The 13,353-nt window shown below is 72.2% G+C and carries 16 protein-coding genes; 4 read left to right on the forward strand and 12 right to left on the reverse strand.

Translation table 11 applies throughout. The features are described 5' to 3' along the window. Window positions 1-174: 174 nt before the first annotated feature. The 9 genes from hisF to ACIBI4_RS17065 all read right to left on the reverse strand — a co-directional run bounded on the left by hisF (window position 175) and on the right by ACIBI4_RS17065 (window position 6,336). Entirely contained in the window at window positions 175-930 is a 756-nt protein-coding gene (gene hisF, locus ACIBI4_RS17025) for an imidazole glycerol phosphate synthase subunit HisF (protein WP_399204679.1), read from the reverse strand. After that, complete coding sequence (locus tag ACIBI4_RS17030) at window positions 927-1,325, reverse strand: RidA family protein (RefSeq protein WP_399204680.1); 399 nt, start codon at window positions 1,323-1,325, stop codon at window positions 927-929. The genes hisF and ACIBI4_RS17030 overlap by 4 nt, the downstream gene beginning before the upstream one ends. Further along, on the reverse strand, window positions 1,322-2,056 hold the full coding sequence (gene priA, locus ACIBI4_RS17035) for a bifunctional 1-(5-phosphoribosyl)-5-((5-phosphoribosylamino)methylideneamino)imidazole-4-carboxamide isomerase/phosphoribosylanthranilate isomerase PriA (RefSeq protein WP_399204681.1): 735 nt from the start codon (window positions 2,054-2,056) through the stop codon (window positions 1,322-1,324). Before priA ends, ACIBI4_RS17030 begins: the two co-directional genes overlap by 4 nt. Continuing rightward, a complete protein-coding gene (gene hisH, locus ACIBI4_RS17040) occupies window positions 2,056-2,703 on the reverse strand; it encodes an imidazole glycerol phosphate synthase subunit HisH (RefSeq protein ID WP_399204682.1) in 648 nt (215 codons plus the stop codon). The genes priA and hisH overlap by 1 nt, the downstream gene beginning before the upstream one ends. After that, a complete protein-coding gene (locus ACIBI4_RS17045; protein WP_399204683.1) occupies window positions 2,700-2,867 on the reverse strand; it encodes a hypothetical protein in 168 nt (55 codons plus the stop codon). Before ACIBI4_RS17045 ends, hisH begins: the two co-directional genes overlap by 4 nt. Continuing rightward, complete coding sequence (hisB, locus tag ACIBI4_RS17050) at window positions 2,864-3,457, reverse strand: imidazoleglycerol-phosphate dehydratase HisB (protein ID WP_399204684.1); 594 nt, start codon at window positions 3,455-3,457, stop codon at window positions 2,864-2,866. The genes ACIBI4_RS17045 and hisB overlap by 4 nt, the downstream gene beginning before the upstream one ends. After that, window positions 3,454-4,581, reverse strand: a complete 1,128-nt coding sequence (locus tag ACIBI4_RS17055; protein WP_399204685.1) for a histidinol-phosphate transaminase — start codon at window positions 4,579-4,581, stop codon at window positions 3,454-3,456. Before ACIBI4_RS17055 ends, hisB begins: the two co-directional genes overlap by 4 nt. After that, the gene (hisD, locus tag ACIBI4_RS17060; RefSeq protein WP_399204686.1) at window positions 4,578-5,900 is read right to left on the reverse strand and encodes a histidinol dehydrogenase; all 1,323 of its coding nucleotides are present in this window, start codon (window positions 5,898-5,900) and stop codon (window positions 4,578-4,580) included. The genes ACIBI4_RS17055 and hisD overlap by 4 nt, the downstream gene beginning before the upstream one ends. Before the next feature lie 91 nt (window positions 5,901-5,991). Next, complete coding sequence (locus tag ACIBI4_RS17065; protein ID WP_399204827.1) at window positions 5,992-6,336, reverse strand: YrdB family protein; 345 nt, start codon at window positions 6,334-6,336, stop codon at window positions 5,992-5,994. Between the two features lie 271 nt (window positions 6,337-6,607). Here ACIBI4_RS17065 and ACIBI4_RS17070 point away from each other — a divergent pair, with 271 nt between their 5' ends. From ACIBI4_RS17070 to ybaK, 4 genes are all read left to right on the forward strand, one after another. Next, complete coding sequence (locus ACIBI4_RS17070; RefSeq protein ID WP_399204828.1) at window positions 6,608-8,155, forward strand: oxidoreductase; 1,548 nt, start codon at window positions 6,608-6,610, stop codon at window positions 8,153-8,155. 135 nt (window positions 8,156-8,290) lie between these two features. Continuing rightward, a complete protein-coding gene (locus ACIBI4_RS17075) occupies window positions 8,291-9,307 on the forward strand; it encodes a hypothetical protein (protein ID WP_399204687.1) in 1,017 nt (338 codons plus the stop codon). 11 nt (window positions 9,308-9,318) lie between these two features. Further along, window positions 9,319-10,068, forward strand: a complete 750-nt coding sequence (locus ACIBI4_RS17080; protein ID WP_399204688.1) for an LON peptidase substrate-binding domain-containing protein — start codon at window positions 9,319-9,321, stop codon at window positions 10,066-10,068. 16 nt (window positions 10,069-10,084) lie between these two features. Next, window positions 10,085-10,585: a Cys-tRNA(Pro) deacylase gene (ybaK, locus tag ACIBI4_RS17085; protein WP_399204689.1), complete on the forward strand. Its 501-nt coding sequence runs from the start codon at window positions 10,085-10,087 to the stop codon at window positions 10,583-10,585. A 159-nt stretch (window positions 10,586-10,744) separates the two neighbouring features. Here ybaK and ACIBI4_RS17090 read toward each other — a convergent pair whose 3' ends face one another. From ACIBI4_RS17090 to ACIBI4_RS17100, 3 genes are all read right to left on the reverse strand, one after another. Then, window positions 10,745-11,422 (reverse strand): hypothetical protein, encoded by a 678-nt coding sequence (locus ACIBI4_RS17090; protein WP_399204690.1) that lies wholly within the window; start codon window positions 11,420-11,422, stop codon window positions 10,745-10,747. Between the two features lie 70 nt (window positions 11,423-11,492). Next, on the reverse strand, window positions 11,493-12,314 hold the full coding sequence (locus tag ACIBI4_RS17095) for an ABC transporter permease (RefSeq protein WP_399204691.1): 822 nt from the start codon (window positions 12,312-12,314) through the stop codon (window positions 11,493-11,495). Further along, on the reverse strand, window positions 12,311-13,291 hold the full coding sequence (locus ACIBI4_RS17100; protein ID WP_399204829.1) for an ABC transporter ATP-binding protein: 981 nt from the start codon (window positions 13,289-13,291) through the stop codon (window positions 12,311-12,313). Before ACIBI4_RS17100 ends, ACIBI4_RS17095 begins: the two co-directional genes overlap by 4 nt. Between the last annotated feature and the right edge of the window lie 62 nt (window positions 13,292-13,353).

The following is a 13,353-nucleotide window of genomic DNA, read 5'->3' on the forward strand; positions in this document are numbered from 1 at the left end:
TCGCGATGAGCCGCCTTCCCGGGCGGCGGAGCCGTGGGCGCGGAGTGCGGGGACGTTTTCACTTGCCGGGACGCGTCAGAGGTCACGGACGGAAATGGTCTCGTCCAATTGAGGTGTGGGGCAAGCGATTTCCGACTCACATGACCGTGAGCAGCCGCAGCCCGCCCCACCTGCTCAGCGCACGGGGTACCCGGCCCCCCGAAGGGCGCCCTTCACGTCCCCGATCCGCAGATCCCCGAAGTGGAAGACGGACGCGGCCAGTACGGCGTCCGCGCCCGCCGCCACCGCCGGGGCGAAGTCCTCCACCTTGCCCGCGCCGCCCGAGGCGATCACGGGCACGGTGACGTGCTTGCGTACGGCCTCGATCATCGTGAGGTCGTAGCCGTCCTTCGTCCCGTCCGCGTCCATCGAGTTGAGAAGGATCTCGCCCGCGCCCAACTCGGCCGCCTGATGGGCCCATTCGACGGCGTCGATGCCGGCGGAGCGGCGGCCGCCGTGCGTCGTGACCTCGAACGAACCCGACGCCGTGCGCCGCGCGTCGACCGAGAGGACGAGCACCTGGCGCCCGAAGCGCTCGGCGATCTCACGGATCAGCTCGGGGCGGGCGATGGCGGCCGTGTTCACGCCCACCTTGTCCGCGCCCGCGCGCAGCAGTTTGTCCACGTCCTCGGCCGTGCGGACGCCGCCGCCGACCGTGAGCGGGATGAAGACCTGCTCGGCGGTGCGGCGCACCACGTCGTACGTGGTCTCGCGGTTGCCGGACGAGGCGGTGATGTCGAGGAAGGTCAGCTCGTCGGCGCCTTCGGCGTCGTAGATCTTGGCCATCTCGACGGGGTCGCCCGCGTCGCGCAGGTTCTGGAAGTTGACACCCTTGACGACCCGGCCGTTGTCGACGTCCAGGCAGGGGATCACACGGACGGCCAGCGTCATGAGCTTGTCTCTCCTCGGAAGGCTTCGAGTTCGATCTCGACCAGGATGCGCGGGTCGACGAATCCGGCGACGACGGCGAGCGTCGTGACCGGTCGCACGGAGTCGAAGAACTCCTTGTGCGCCCGGCCCACGTCCTCGGCATCGCGCGCGTGGGTGAGCAGCATGCGGGTGCGGATGACGTGCGAGGCGTCGAGCCCGAACTCCCCGAGCGCCTCCAAGGCGTTGGAGATCGCGACCCGCGCCTGCTCGTACGGATCGCCCTCGCCGTGCAGGACCATGCCGCGGAACGAGGTCGTGCCGCCGACGACCACCCGGTCACCGGCGGCCACGGCACGCGCGAAGCCGAAGACGTCCTCCCAGGGGCTGCCGCTCTGCACCCGCTCCACGCCCGTCATACGGACACAGCCTCCAGGGCCTCTTCCAGCGTGAACTGCTTGGCGTAGAGCGCCTTGCCGACGATCGAGCCCTCGACGCCGAGCGGGACGAGCGTGGCGATGGCCCGCAGGTCGTCGAGCGAGGAGACACCGCCGGAGGCGACGACCGGACGGTCCGTGGCCGCGCATACGTTGCGAAGGAGCTCCAGGTTGGGGCCCTGCAGCGTGCCGTCCTTCGCGATGTCGGTGACGACGTACCGCGCGCAGCCCTCGGAGTTGAGGCGCTCCAGGGTCTCGTACAGGTCGCCGCCGTCGCGGGTCCAGCCGCGGCCGCGCAGCGTCGTGCCGCGGACGTCGAGGCCGACCGCGATCTTGTCGCCGTGCGAGGCGATGACCTTGGCGACCCACTCGGGGGTCTCCAGGGCCGCGGTGCCCAGGTTGACGCGGGTGCAGCCGGTGGCGAGCGCGGCCTCCAGGGAGGCGTCGTCGCGGATGCCGCCGGAGAGCTCGACCTTGATGTCCATCGCGCCGGCGACCTCGGCGATCAGGGCGCGGTTGTCGCCGGTGCCGAACGCGGCGTCCAGGTCCACGAGATGCAGCCACTCGGCGCCGGCCCGCTGCCACGCCAGGGCGGCTTCGAGCGGGGAGCCGTACGAGGTCTCGCTGCCGGACTCGCCGTGGACGAGGCGGACGGCCTGGCCGTCGCGTACATCGACGGCGGGGAGGAGTTCGAGCTTGTTCGCGCTGGTCATCAGAGGGTTCCGATCCAGTTGGTCAGGAGCTGCGCACCGGCGTCGCCGGACTTCTCGGGGTGGAACTGGGTGGCCCACAGCGCGCTGTTCTCGACGGCGGCCACGAACGGCTCGCCGTGCGTGGACCAGGTGACGAGCGGGGCGGCGATGCTGGGGTTGGTGACTTCGAGGGTCCAGTCGTGGACCGCGTACGAGTGCACGAAGTAGTAGCGGGCGTCCGCGTCCAGACCGGCGAACAGCCGGGACCCGGACGGGGCCTGCACCGTGTTCCAGCCCATGTGCGGGACCACGTCGGCCTTGAGCGGGCCGACCGTGCCGGGCCACTCGTCGAGGCCCTCGGTCTCGACGCCGTGCTCGATGCCGCGCTCGAAGAGGATCTGCATGCCGACGCAGATGCCCATCACGGGACGGCCGCCGGACAGGCGGCGGCCCACGATCCAGTCGCCGCGGGCCTCCCTGAGGCCCTTCATGCAGGCCTCGAACGCGCCGACGCCGGGCACGAGCAGCCCGTCCGCGTTCATCGCCTTGTCGAAGTCGCGGGTGATCTCGACGTCCGCGCCGACGCGGGCGAGGGCCCGCTCGGCGGAACGGACGTTGCCGAAGCCGTAGTCGAAGACGACTACCTTCTTGGACCCGTTCGCTGTCATTCCCAGATCCCCTGAATCCGCAGGACGCCCGCGAGGAGGCACATCACGGAGCCGAGGGCGAGCAGCACGATGACGCCCTTGGGCATCTTCTGCTTGCTGAACGAGTAGGCACCGCCGGCGAGGAACAGGCCGACGAAGATCAGGATGGTGTTCAGGCCGGTCACAGTGCGCCCTTGGTCGACGGGAGGATGCCGGCCGCGCGCGGGTCACGCTCGGAGGCGTACCGCAGCGCGCGGGCAAGCGCCTTGAACTGGCACTCGACGATGTGGTGGGCGTTGCGCCCGTACGGGACGTGCACGTGCAGGGCGATCTGCGCCTGGGCGACGAAGGACTCCAGGATGTGCCGGGTCATGGTCGTGTCGTACGCCCCGATCATGGGCGCCATGTTCTCGGGCTCGGTGTGCACGAGGTAGGGGCGGCCCGACAGGTCGACGGTCACCTGGGCGAGCGACTCGTCCAGCGGGACGGTGCAGTTGCCGAAGCGGTAGATGCCGACCTTGTCGCCGAGCGCCTGCTTGAAGGCGGCGCCGAGGGCGAGGGCGGTGTCCTCGATGGTGTGGTGCGAGTCGATGTGGAGGTCGCCCTCGGTCTTCACCGTGAGGTCGAACAGGCCGTGCCGGCCGAGCTGGTCGAGCATGTGGTCGTAGAAACCGACCCCGGTCGACACATCGACCTTTCCGTGGCCGTCGAGATCGATCTCGACGACGACGGAGGTCTCCTTGGTGGTGCGCTCAACACGCCCGATGCGGCTCATGCGCTCTGCTCCTGCTCCTTCTTGAGGTCTCGTACCGCGTCGAGGAACGCGTCGTTCTCCTCGGGCGTGCCCGCGGTCACCCGCAGCCAGCCCGGTACGCCGTTGTCCCGGACCAGGACGCCCCGGTCGAGGATCTGCTGCCACACGGCGTGGGCGCCGCCCTCGCCTTCGAACCGTCCGAACTGCACGAAGTTCGCGTCGGACGGGGTGACGTCGTAGCCGAGCGCGAGCAGCTCGGTGACGAGCCGGTCGCGCTCCTGCTTCAGCTGCTCCACGTACGCGAGCAGCGTGTCGGTGTGCTCCAGGGCCGCGAGCGCGGTGGCCTGGGTGACGGCCGACAGGTGGTACGGAAGGCGGACGAGCTGCACCGCGTCCACGACCGCGGGGTGCGCGGCGAGATAGCCCAGGCGCAGGCCCGCGGCGCCGAAGGCCTTGGACATGGTGCGCGAGACGACCAGATTCGGCCGTCCCTCGATCAGCTTCAGGAGCGAGTCGCCGTGGCTGAACTCGATGTACGCCTCGTCCACGACGACCAGCGACGGCTTCGCGGCCTGCGCGGCCTCGTACAGCGCGAGCACCGTGCCGGCCTCGACCGCCGTGCCCGTCGGGTTGTTGGGCGAGGTGATGAAGGTGACGTCCGGCGCGTTCTCGGCGATGGCCTTGACCGCGGCCTCGACGTCGATGGTGAAGTCCTCGTTGCGCGGCCCGGAGATCCAGGCCGTGCCGGTGCCGCGGGAGATGAGCCCGTGCATCGAGTACGAGGGTTCGAAGCCGATGGCGCTGCGGCCGGGGCCGCCGAAGGTCTGCAGCAGCTGCTGGATGACCTCGTTGGACCCGTTGGCCGCCCAGACGTCGGCCGTGGCGACCTCGTAGCCGGTCGTGCGGGTGAGGTAGCGGGCCAGCTCGGTGCGCAGCTCGATCGCGTCACGGTCGGGGTAGCGGTTGAGGTTCCTGGCCGCTTCGGTGACGCGCTCGGCGATCCGCCGCACGAGGGGCTCGGGCAGCGGGTACGGGTTCTCGTTGGTGTTCAGGCGGACGGGGACGTCCAACTGGGGGGCGCCGTAAGGGGACTTGCCCTTCAGTTCGTCCCGGATGGGGAGATCGTCGATACCGATCGTGCTCACTTGCCGGGCACCTTCCAGCCGAACCTCGCCTTGATCGCCGCGCCGTGCGCCGGCAGATCCTCGGCCTCCGCGAGCGTCACCACGTGGTGGGCGACATCGGCGAGGGCGTCCTGCGTGTAGTCGACGATGTGGATGCCGCGCAGGAACGACTGCACGCTCAGGCCCGAGGAGTGGCAGGCGCAGCCGCCGGTGGGCAGGACGTGGTTGGACCCGGCCGCGTAGTCGCCGAGCGAAACGGGGGCCCAGGGGCCCACGAAGATCGCGCCGGCGTTCTTGACGCGGTCGGCCCAGGCCGTGGCGTCGGCGGTCTGGATCTCCAGGTGCTCGGCGCCGTACGCGTCGACGACCTTCAGGCCGTCCTCCAGATTGTCCACGAGCACGATCGCGGACTGCTCGCCCTTGAGTGCGGGGACGATGCGGTCCTCGATGTGCTTGCTGGCGGCGACCTGCGGCTCCAGCTCGCGCTCCACGGCCTCGGCGAGCGCCTCGCTGTCCGTGACGAGGACGGCGGCGGCCAGCGGGTCGTGCTCGGCCTGGCTGATCAGGTCGGAGGCGACGTGCGCCGGGTCGGCGGTGTCGTCGGCGAGGACGGCGATCTCCGTCGGACCCGCCTCCGCGTCGATCCCGATCTTCCCCGTGAAGTAGCGCTTGGCGGCCGCGACCCAGATGTTGCCGGGTCCGGTCACCATGTTCGCGGGCGGGCAGGACGCGGTGCCGTACGCGAACATCGCCACGGCGGTGGCGCCGCCGGCCGCGTACACCTCGTCGACGCCGAGCAGCGCACAGGCCGCGAGGATCGTGGGGTGCGGAAGGCCGTCGAACTCGGCCTGCGCGGGCGAGGCGAGCGCGATCGACTCGACACCGGCCTCCTGCGCGGGCACCACGTTCATGATCACGGACGAGGGGTACACGGACCGGCCGCCCGGCGCGTACAGCCCGACGCGCTCGACCGGAACCCACTTCTCGGTCACGCTGCCGCCGGGCACCACCTGCGTGGTGTGCGTGCTGCGGCGCTGCTCGCGGTGCACGAGGCGCGCCCGCCGGATCGACTCCTCCAGCGCGGCCCTGACCTGCGGGTCGAGCTCGGCGAGCGCCTTCTGCAGGGCTTCGGCCGGAACCCGTACGTTCGTCAGTTTCACGCCGTCGAACTTCTCCGCGTACTCGACCAGCGCCTCGTCGCCCCGATGATGCACGTCCTCGCAGATCGGACGCACCTTGTCCAGGGCGGCCGCGACGTCGAAGTCGGCACGGGGCAGCAGGGAGCGCAGGGCGGCACCCTCGGGGAGGGCCTCGCCGCGCAGGTCGATTCGAGAGATCACGTGGCCAATTCTCTCAGACCGTCCCGCGCCACCGTCGCCCGTATCCACTGGCTGATACGGGATGTCCGGCGCGTGGGCGGGAACGCTCTGGCTAGCTTGCGTGAGCACCGCCGCTTCGGCGGGACACCTCCGCCACCGCCGTGTTCCCGACGACCACGACCGCCGCGACCACGGCCGCGACCGGGTGCCCCACCCCGTACAGCGCGGCGGCGCCACCGCCCAGGACCAGCGCCTTCACCAGGAGCACGCCCGCGAGCCCGGGGCGCCGCTTGGCGCGCGGGGCCGCGAACTGCGACCACAGCAGGACCGCGAGCGCCGGGGTGCCGAGCCCGAGCAGCAGCCGGACCGCAAGGTGGTCCCCGGTCGCGAAGCCCCACCAGCACAGCGCCCCGAGGGCCGCCAGTTCGATCAGGAAGGCCAGCAGCTCATTGGCCATGATCCACGGCCCACCGCTCACCGTCCACGGCCCGCCGCTCACCGTCCGCGGCTCCCGTATTCCCTCACCCACGCCGAGTCCCCCTCACGTATCGCGGGGCACAGCGTGCCACAGCGGCCCCGTGGCCGATACAGATCACCTCGGATCTCCCTCACCACTAGCGTTCAGGCGGTCACAGGCCGGGCATCACACCGGTACGGGTGACACAGGTGTACGAGTGCGCGGCGGCCGTACCAGGACGGGGAGGGGACGTACCAACGTGACGACGGAGATGCCGGACGACCTGACACCGGCCGAGGTCGGGATGTGGCAGGCGTTCCAGAACGGCACGCGGTACGACCTGTCGTCCGGCGATCCGGAGACCGACGATCCGCACGGGGTGCACCACTGGGGCGAGCACCGCAGCGTGCGGGCCCGGGTCGTCTGCATGCTGATGCTCGCGGGACCGCCGGCGCGCTACGGACGGGTCGCCGCGATCAAGCTCACGGGCGTCCGCATCACCGGCTATCTCGACGTCGCGGGCGGCACCGTCACGCCGTACGTCGAGATGAAGAACTGCCGCTTCGAGAAGGAGGTCTCGCTCCCCGAGAGCCGCTTCACCACCCTGCGGCTCTCCAACTGCTCGATCCCGCGCGTGGAGGCCGCCCGTCTGCACACCGAGGGCGATCTGCATCTGCCGCGCTGCCACATCCACCGCGGCATCCGCCTCTCGGACGCGCAGATCGGCACGGACCTGCTGCTCAGCCAGGCCGTGGTGCACCATGACCGGCGCGGGCGGACGATCAACGCGGACGGGCTCGCGGTCGGCCAGGACCTCCAGGCCGAACTGATCGAGTCGTACGGGGAGTTCCGGATGCGCGGCGCGAAGGTGGGCGTCTCGCTGAGCCTGCGCGGCAGCAGGCTCCTCAACGAAGCGGGCAAGTACGCGTTCAACGCGCCGCAGCTGACCGTCGAGCGCAGCCTGTATCTGACCCCGGCGGCCATCTCGGACCCGGTGCTCATGGCCGGGGCGACCCCGGCGCGCGGCACCCGCGTACAGAACTTCGAGTGCCGCGGCGGGATCCGGCTCGACGACGGACGGTTCACCGACGCGATCGACCTCAACAGCGCCGAGCTGGTCATGGGCGACGACCACCAGGTGTCGCTGCGCCGCGTCCAGACCTCCGAGCTGCGCTTCCTCGGCGCGCGGCCGCAGGGCGGCAAGGTGGTGCTCTCCGGCGCGAAGGTCACGAGCCTGCGCGACCGCGCGGAGAGCTGGCCGGGTCCGGGGCATCTGGAGATGAACGGTTTCGCGTACGAGAACCTCATCCCGGTCGACAAGTTCCCGCTGCCCGACCGCCTGGACTGGGTGGAGGCGGCCACGCCCGAGTACAACCCGGAGCCGTACGAACGACTCGCCTCGGTCCTGCGCAACACCGGCGAGGACTCGGAGGCCCGCGAGGTGCTGCTCGCCAAGCAGCGCCGCCGCCGCCAGACACTGCCGGTCGCGGGCAAGCTCTGGGGATACGTCCAGGACTGGACGGTGGCGTACGGCTACCGGCCCGGGCGCGCTGCCCTGTGGATGGCGGTCCTGTGGGCGCTGGGCGGCTGGGCCTTCTCGCACTACGAACCGTCGACGATGAAGGCGGGCGAGGGCCCGCAGTACAACCCGGTCCTCTACACCCTCGACCTGATCCTCCCGGTCATCGCCCTCGGCCAGGACGGCTACTTCCGCATCACGGGCCTGTGGCAGTGGCTCGCGGCCACCTTGATCATCCTGGGCTGGATCCTGGCGACGACGGTGGCGGCGGGGGCGTCACGGCTGCTGCGCAGGGGCTAGCCCCTGCGGCGGCCGCCCCACCCGCCCCGCTCCGCCGCGCCACCTGCACCCTCACCTCACCTCACCTCACCCGAACGAAACCGTTATCAACAGCGCGGCAACCATCCGCGGAGCCCACCAGTCTTCCCCCGCACCATGGCCCTGATCCACGCCCTCATCAGCACCGCCCGCATGCTGAAGCACACGAAGCACCTCGCCGAAGGACTGCCCGGCGACGACGAGGTGCTGCTCGACGCCCCCGACTCCCGCCTGTCCCCCGCCCTGGTCGCCGCGGGCCGTGACGACTACGGCCCGGCGGCCGCGCTGCTCGCGGCCACGCGCGAGGAGGCCGCCTGGGAGAACCGCGACCTCTACACGCGCCGCCTCGCCACGTTCGCCCGCCACCGCCCCGACTGGTTCGAGGCCTGGCTGGACGACCGCCCGCACGACCCGGACGCCCTCCTGGTCAAGGCCGAGCTGGCCCTCGCCCGCGCCTGGGAGTCACCCGCGTACGCGGAACTCCTGCGCGACGCCGCCCCGTTGATCAGCGCCGCCGCCGAGGGCCACCCCCGCGACCCGGTCCCCTGGCGCCTCGCGCTGGACCACGCGCGCGGCACCCATGCCTCCCGGGCCGTCTTCGACGCCCTGTGGCTGCAGGCCACGGGCCGCGCCTCGCACCACTACGGCTGCCACACCTCGGCCGTGCAGTACCTCTCCGCCGCCTGGTACGGCTCGCACCGCGAGTGCTTCGCGTTCGCCGAGCAGGCCGCCGAGGGCGCGCTCCCCGGCTCCCTGATCCACGCCCTGCCGGCCCGCGCCGCCCTCGCGTACCTCACCGGCCCCGGCTCCTCCGTCCCGCGCGAGCGCCTGGACGCCGCCGCGGACCGCGCGATCGGGCTCTCCGCGTCGTACGAGCCGGGCGACCCGTACCCGGCCGAGGTGCGCAACCTCCTCACGTACGTCCTGATCCGCCTCGAACGCTGGCAGGACGCCCTGGACCAGGTGCGGCTCATCGGCCCGCAGGCGACGTCGTTCCCGTGGGACCGGATCTCCGACGACCCGCTCGGCCAGTTCCTCGAACTGCGCGACGGCGTCCGCCTCCAGGTCGCGGCGGCCACCCCGCTGCGTGCACGACGCCCGCTCCGTACACGGCGCACTCACCCCGGCGACTAAAGTACGGAGCCGTGACCACCGTCCGGCTTCCGCTCTTCCCCCTGAACACCGTGCTGTTCCCGGGACTCGTACTGCCCCTGAACGTCTTCGAGGCGCGCTACCGGGCCATGATGCGCGACCTGGTGAAGGCCGTCCCCGAGGACGCCGACGAGCCCCGCCGCTTCGCCGTCGTGGCGATCCGCGACGGGCACGAGGTGGCCCCGGCGGCCCCCGGCCTCCCGGACCAGACCGCCACCGTGGAGAAGGGCCCGTCGGCCGGCTTCGGCGACGACCCGGCGAAGGCCTTCCACGAGGTCGGCTGCATCGCGGACGCGGCCACCGTGCGCGAGCGCGCGGACGGCAGCTTCGAGGTCCTCGCGACCGGCACCGCGCGCGTACGGCTGCTCTCGGTCGACGCGAGCGGCGAGTATCTGACCGCCGAGCTCGAGGAGCTCCCCGAGGAGCAGGGCGAGGAGGCGGGCGCGCTCGCGGAGGGCGTCCTGCGCGCCTTCCGCAGCTACCAGAAGCGCCTCGCCGGAGCCCGCGAGCGCAGCCTCACCACGGGGGCCGAGCTGCCCGACGAGCCCTCGGTGGTCTCGTATCTGGTGGCGGCCGCGGCCGTCCTCGACGTCCCCGCGAAGCAGCGGCTGCTCGAAGCCGAGGACACCGCGAGCCGGCTGCACGAGGAGCTGAAACTCCTTCGCACGGAGACGGCCCTGCTCCGTAACCTGCCTTCGCTGCCCGCCGTCGAACTGACCCGGGCACCCACCAGTCTCAACTGACGCACGGAGCGGCACTGTGGCGAAGAAGGCGAAGAAGCAGCAGACCGGCGGCACCCCGGCGACGGTGGCGCTGACGGCGGCGGGCGTCCCGTTCACCGTGCACAGCTATGAGCACGACCCCGCGCACCCTTCGTACGGCGAGGAGGCGGCACAGGCGATGGGGGTGTCGCCGGAGCGGGTGTTCAAGACGCTCGTCGCGGACGTCGACGGCGAGCTGACCGTCGCGGTCGTGCCCGTCGCCGGCACCCTCGACCTGAAGGCCCTGGCCGCCGCGGTGGGCGGCAAGCGCGCGGCGATGGCCGACCCGGCGGCGGCCGAGCGCACCACGGGGTACGTACGGGGCGGGATCTCGCCGCTCGGCCAGCGCAAGAAGCTGCGGACCGTGCTCGACGACTCGGCACAGGCGCATGCCACGATCTGCATCTCGGCGGGCCGCCGCGGCCTGGAGGTCGAACTGGCACCCGCCGACCTGGCGCAGCTCACCTCGGCGGTGCTTGCGCCCGTCGGCCGGGGCTGAGCAGTACACGGAACCCGTACGCGGGACCTTCCCGTACCGCCCGTTCTCGGCTAAGTACCGAGGACATGTCGAAGAAGACGCGCAAGCGGAAATGGCGGATCAAGAAGGGCAAGTCCAACCACGGGCGCAGGCCCGCCTGATCCGCCGGACAGGCCCTGCCTACTGACCGGTGCCGTGCGGCGTCCCGTAGCCGTCCTTCGGGGCGGGCTGCGGGGCGTCCCACTTCCCGTACGCGGGCTGCGGCTCGGGGTCACGCGGTCCGAACAGTGCCGTGAGCGCGAGATGCACCGCGAGGGCGGCGATCGGCCAGGCGATCAGGGCGCCCTTGGCGTTCAGCTCCAGCGGCGCGTCGAACGGGACACCCTTGCCGGCCTCCTTGGCGCGCGCCACGACGTCGTCACCGGGCCCGAAGACGAGACCGAGCCGCCAGGCGACCACCGAGGCGAGCACTCCGCCCACGGCCAGCGCGACGACGAGCGGGATGCCGCCGTGCCGGCGCAGCAGGAACACCAGCGCGCCGGTGACGGCCCCGCAGGCGAGCGCGAGCAGGATGAACGTTCCCTCCGCGCCGATGGCCTGCTCGCCCTCGGTGTCGTCGAGGAAGACCGCCTTGCCGTCGGAGACCAGCGGCACATGCGGCGCGAGCCACGCCCACAGCACCCCGAGGATCACCCCGCACAGCGCGAGACCCACGACGATCAGCACGGCGTCGCGCAGCTCCGCCGCCATGCCGGGCCCGGCGTCCGCGGCCGGCGCGGGTCCCTGCGGCGGGACCTGCCAGGGGTCCTCCGGCTGGTCGTGGTGGGGCTTCTGGGGCGGCGTCAGCGGTGCGGTCACCCTGCCATCGTGCCAGGCCCCGCCGATCCGCCCAGGGGTGGGCCGCCGATCGGGGGCCCAGGAGATCGCGTCAGCGCACCGCGGCCCGGCGGTACGCCCACGTGGCGACGGCCAGGGAGAGGACGCCGACCGCGGCGCAGACGCCGAGGTCGAGCAGGACGACGGCCCAGTCGGGGCTCGGGTCGAAGGTGCGGGCGAAGGCCTCGACGCCGTACGTGGACGGCAGCAGGTCACGTGCGTACTGGAGCAGCGTGGGCATGCCGTCCGCGGGCAGCACCCCGAGCAGCAGAGCCGCGGACATGCCCAACTGGCCGAGCAGTGTGGCCAGTTCGGGCCGTGGTGCGAGCAGTCCGAGCGCGGCGCCGAGACCGGCGAGCGCGGCCCCGGCGAGCGGGATGACGGCGACGAGCACCCACAGGTGCGTGAGCGGAAGACCGAAGAGCAGGCTCCCGGTCACCGCCGTGACGACCGTGCCGGGCGCCGTGAACGAGGCGTACGCGGCCGCGGCCCCGAGCACCACGGCGGAGGGTGGCACGGGCAGCGTGGCGTAGTGGTCGAGCCCGCCGCTCGCGCGCAGCTGCCCGAAGTACTGCGCGAGAAGGTTGAGCGCGACGAACGCGACGACGAGCACCGAGGACCCGGCGACGACAGCCCGCGCCTCGGAGCCGCCGTCCACGACCCCGCGCATCAGAATCATGATCCCGACGGACTGGAAGGTCGCCACGAACAGCAGGGGGATCCGGGCCACGCGGGCCCTCGACAGCTGGGCCCGGTAGACGGCCGCGAGCGAGGGCAGCAGCCGCGCCCGCGGTGCGAGTACGGCCTCGCCCGTGCCCGGTGCGGCCTCGGTGAGAGCCGCCTCGGCGACCGCCTCGACAGGCACCACGCTCACGCCTTCACCAGCCCCTTCGCTGTGTCGGTCCGGCCGCCGAGCGCGAGGTAGACGTCCTCGAGGCTCGGGGTGGCCAGGGTGAAGTCATCAAGGGCCGCGAAGGCCTCGCCGCCGGTGACGGCGGCCACGGCGGCGCGCGCCTCCTCGGGCCCGAGCCGCAGCGTCCAGCGCCGCCCGGTCTCCTCTGCGGAGCCGCGCAGCGCGGACACCTCGGGCACGTCGAGCGGTGCCTTCTCGCGCCATACGAGGTCGAGCCGGACCTCGCCGGCCACGGTGCTCTTGAGTCCGCCGGGCGTGTCGCAGGCGATGACCCGGCCCTGGTCGAGCACGGCCACACGGTCGAGGACGGTCTCCGCCTCGATCACGTTGTGCGTGACCAGCAGGACGGTGGTGCCGCGCTCGGCCCGGCGCCGGTCGACGGCGGCCCAGACGGCGCGGCGGGCGACGGGGTCCATCCCGGTGGTGGGCTCGTCGAGCACGAGCAGCGAGCGCTCCCCGACCAGGGCGGTGGCGAAGCAGGCGAGCCGCCGCTGTCCGCCGGAGAGCTTCTTGAGGGGCCGCGAGGCCAGTGCGGCGAGGCCCAGCTCGTCGAGCACCGCGTCCCGCTCGACTCGCGCCTCCTTGAGCGGCAGCCCGCGCAGCCGCGCCGTGGTCTCGGCGGCCAGCGCGACGGTCAGCTCGTCGAGCGCGGTGGACTCCTGTCCGAGGTACGCGAGGAGCCGCGCGGCGCGCTCGGGATGGCGTACGACGTCGTGTCCGAGGATCTCGACGCTGCCGGAATCGGGCCGCATCAGCCCGGTGAGCTGCCGTACGAGAGTGGACTTGCCGGCGCCGTTGGGGCCGAGCAGCCCGAAGATCTCCCCGCGGCGCACCTCGAGCGAGATCTTGTCGGTGGCCCTGACCTCGGGCGTCGCGGGCACACCGCGCCGGCCGCGCACAGCGGGATACGTCTTGACCAGCTCACGCACCACGCACACGGCATCCTTGCCGTCTGCCGCATCCGGTCGGACTCGCGCACTCACGACGAAGCAGCCTACGG

The organism is Streptomyces sp. NPDC050418 (genome assembly GCF_044458745.1).
GTDB lineage: Bacteria > Actinomycetota > Actinomycetes > Streptomycetales > Streptomycetaceae > Streptomyces.

Coding starts and splice junctions, on each gene's coding strand:
- ACIBI4_RS17075 (WP_399204687.1), top strand. CDS start 8,291: ATGGCCCTGATCCACGCCCTCATCAGCACCGCCCGCATGCTGAAGCAC.
- hisF (WP_399204679.1), bottom strand. CDS start 930: ATGACGCTGGCCGTCCGTGTGATCCCCTGCCTGGACGTCGACAACGGC.
- hisH (WP_399204682.1), bottom strand. CDS start 2,703: ATGACAGCGAACGGGTCCAAGAAGGTAGTCGTCTTCGACTACGGCTTC.
- ACIBI4_RS17065 (WP_399204827.1), bottom strand. CDS start 6,336: ATGGCCAATGAGCTGCTGGCCTTCCTGATCGAACTGGCGGCCCTCGGG.
- ACIBI4_RS17030 (WP_399204680.1), bottom strand. CDS start 1,325: ATGACGGGCGTGGAGCGGGTGCAGAGCGGCAGCCCCTGGGAGGACGTC.
- hisB (WP_399204684.1), bottom strand. CDS start 3,457: ATGAGCCGCATCGGGCGTGTTGAGCGCACCACCAAGGAGACCTCCGTC.
- ACIBI4_RS17070 (WP_399204828.1), top strand. CDS start 6,608: ATGCCGGACGACCTGACACCGGCCGAGGTCGGGATGTGGCAGGCGTTC.
- priA (WP_399204681.1), bottom strand. CDS start 2,056: ATGACCAGCGCGAACAAGCTCGAACTCCTCCCCGCCGTCGATGTACGC.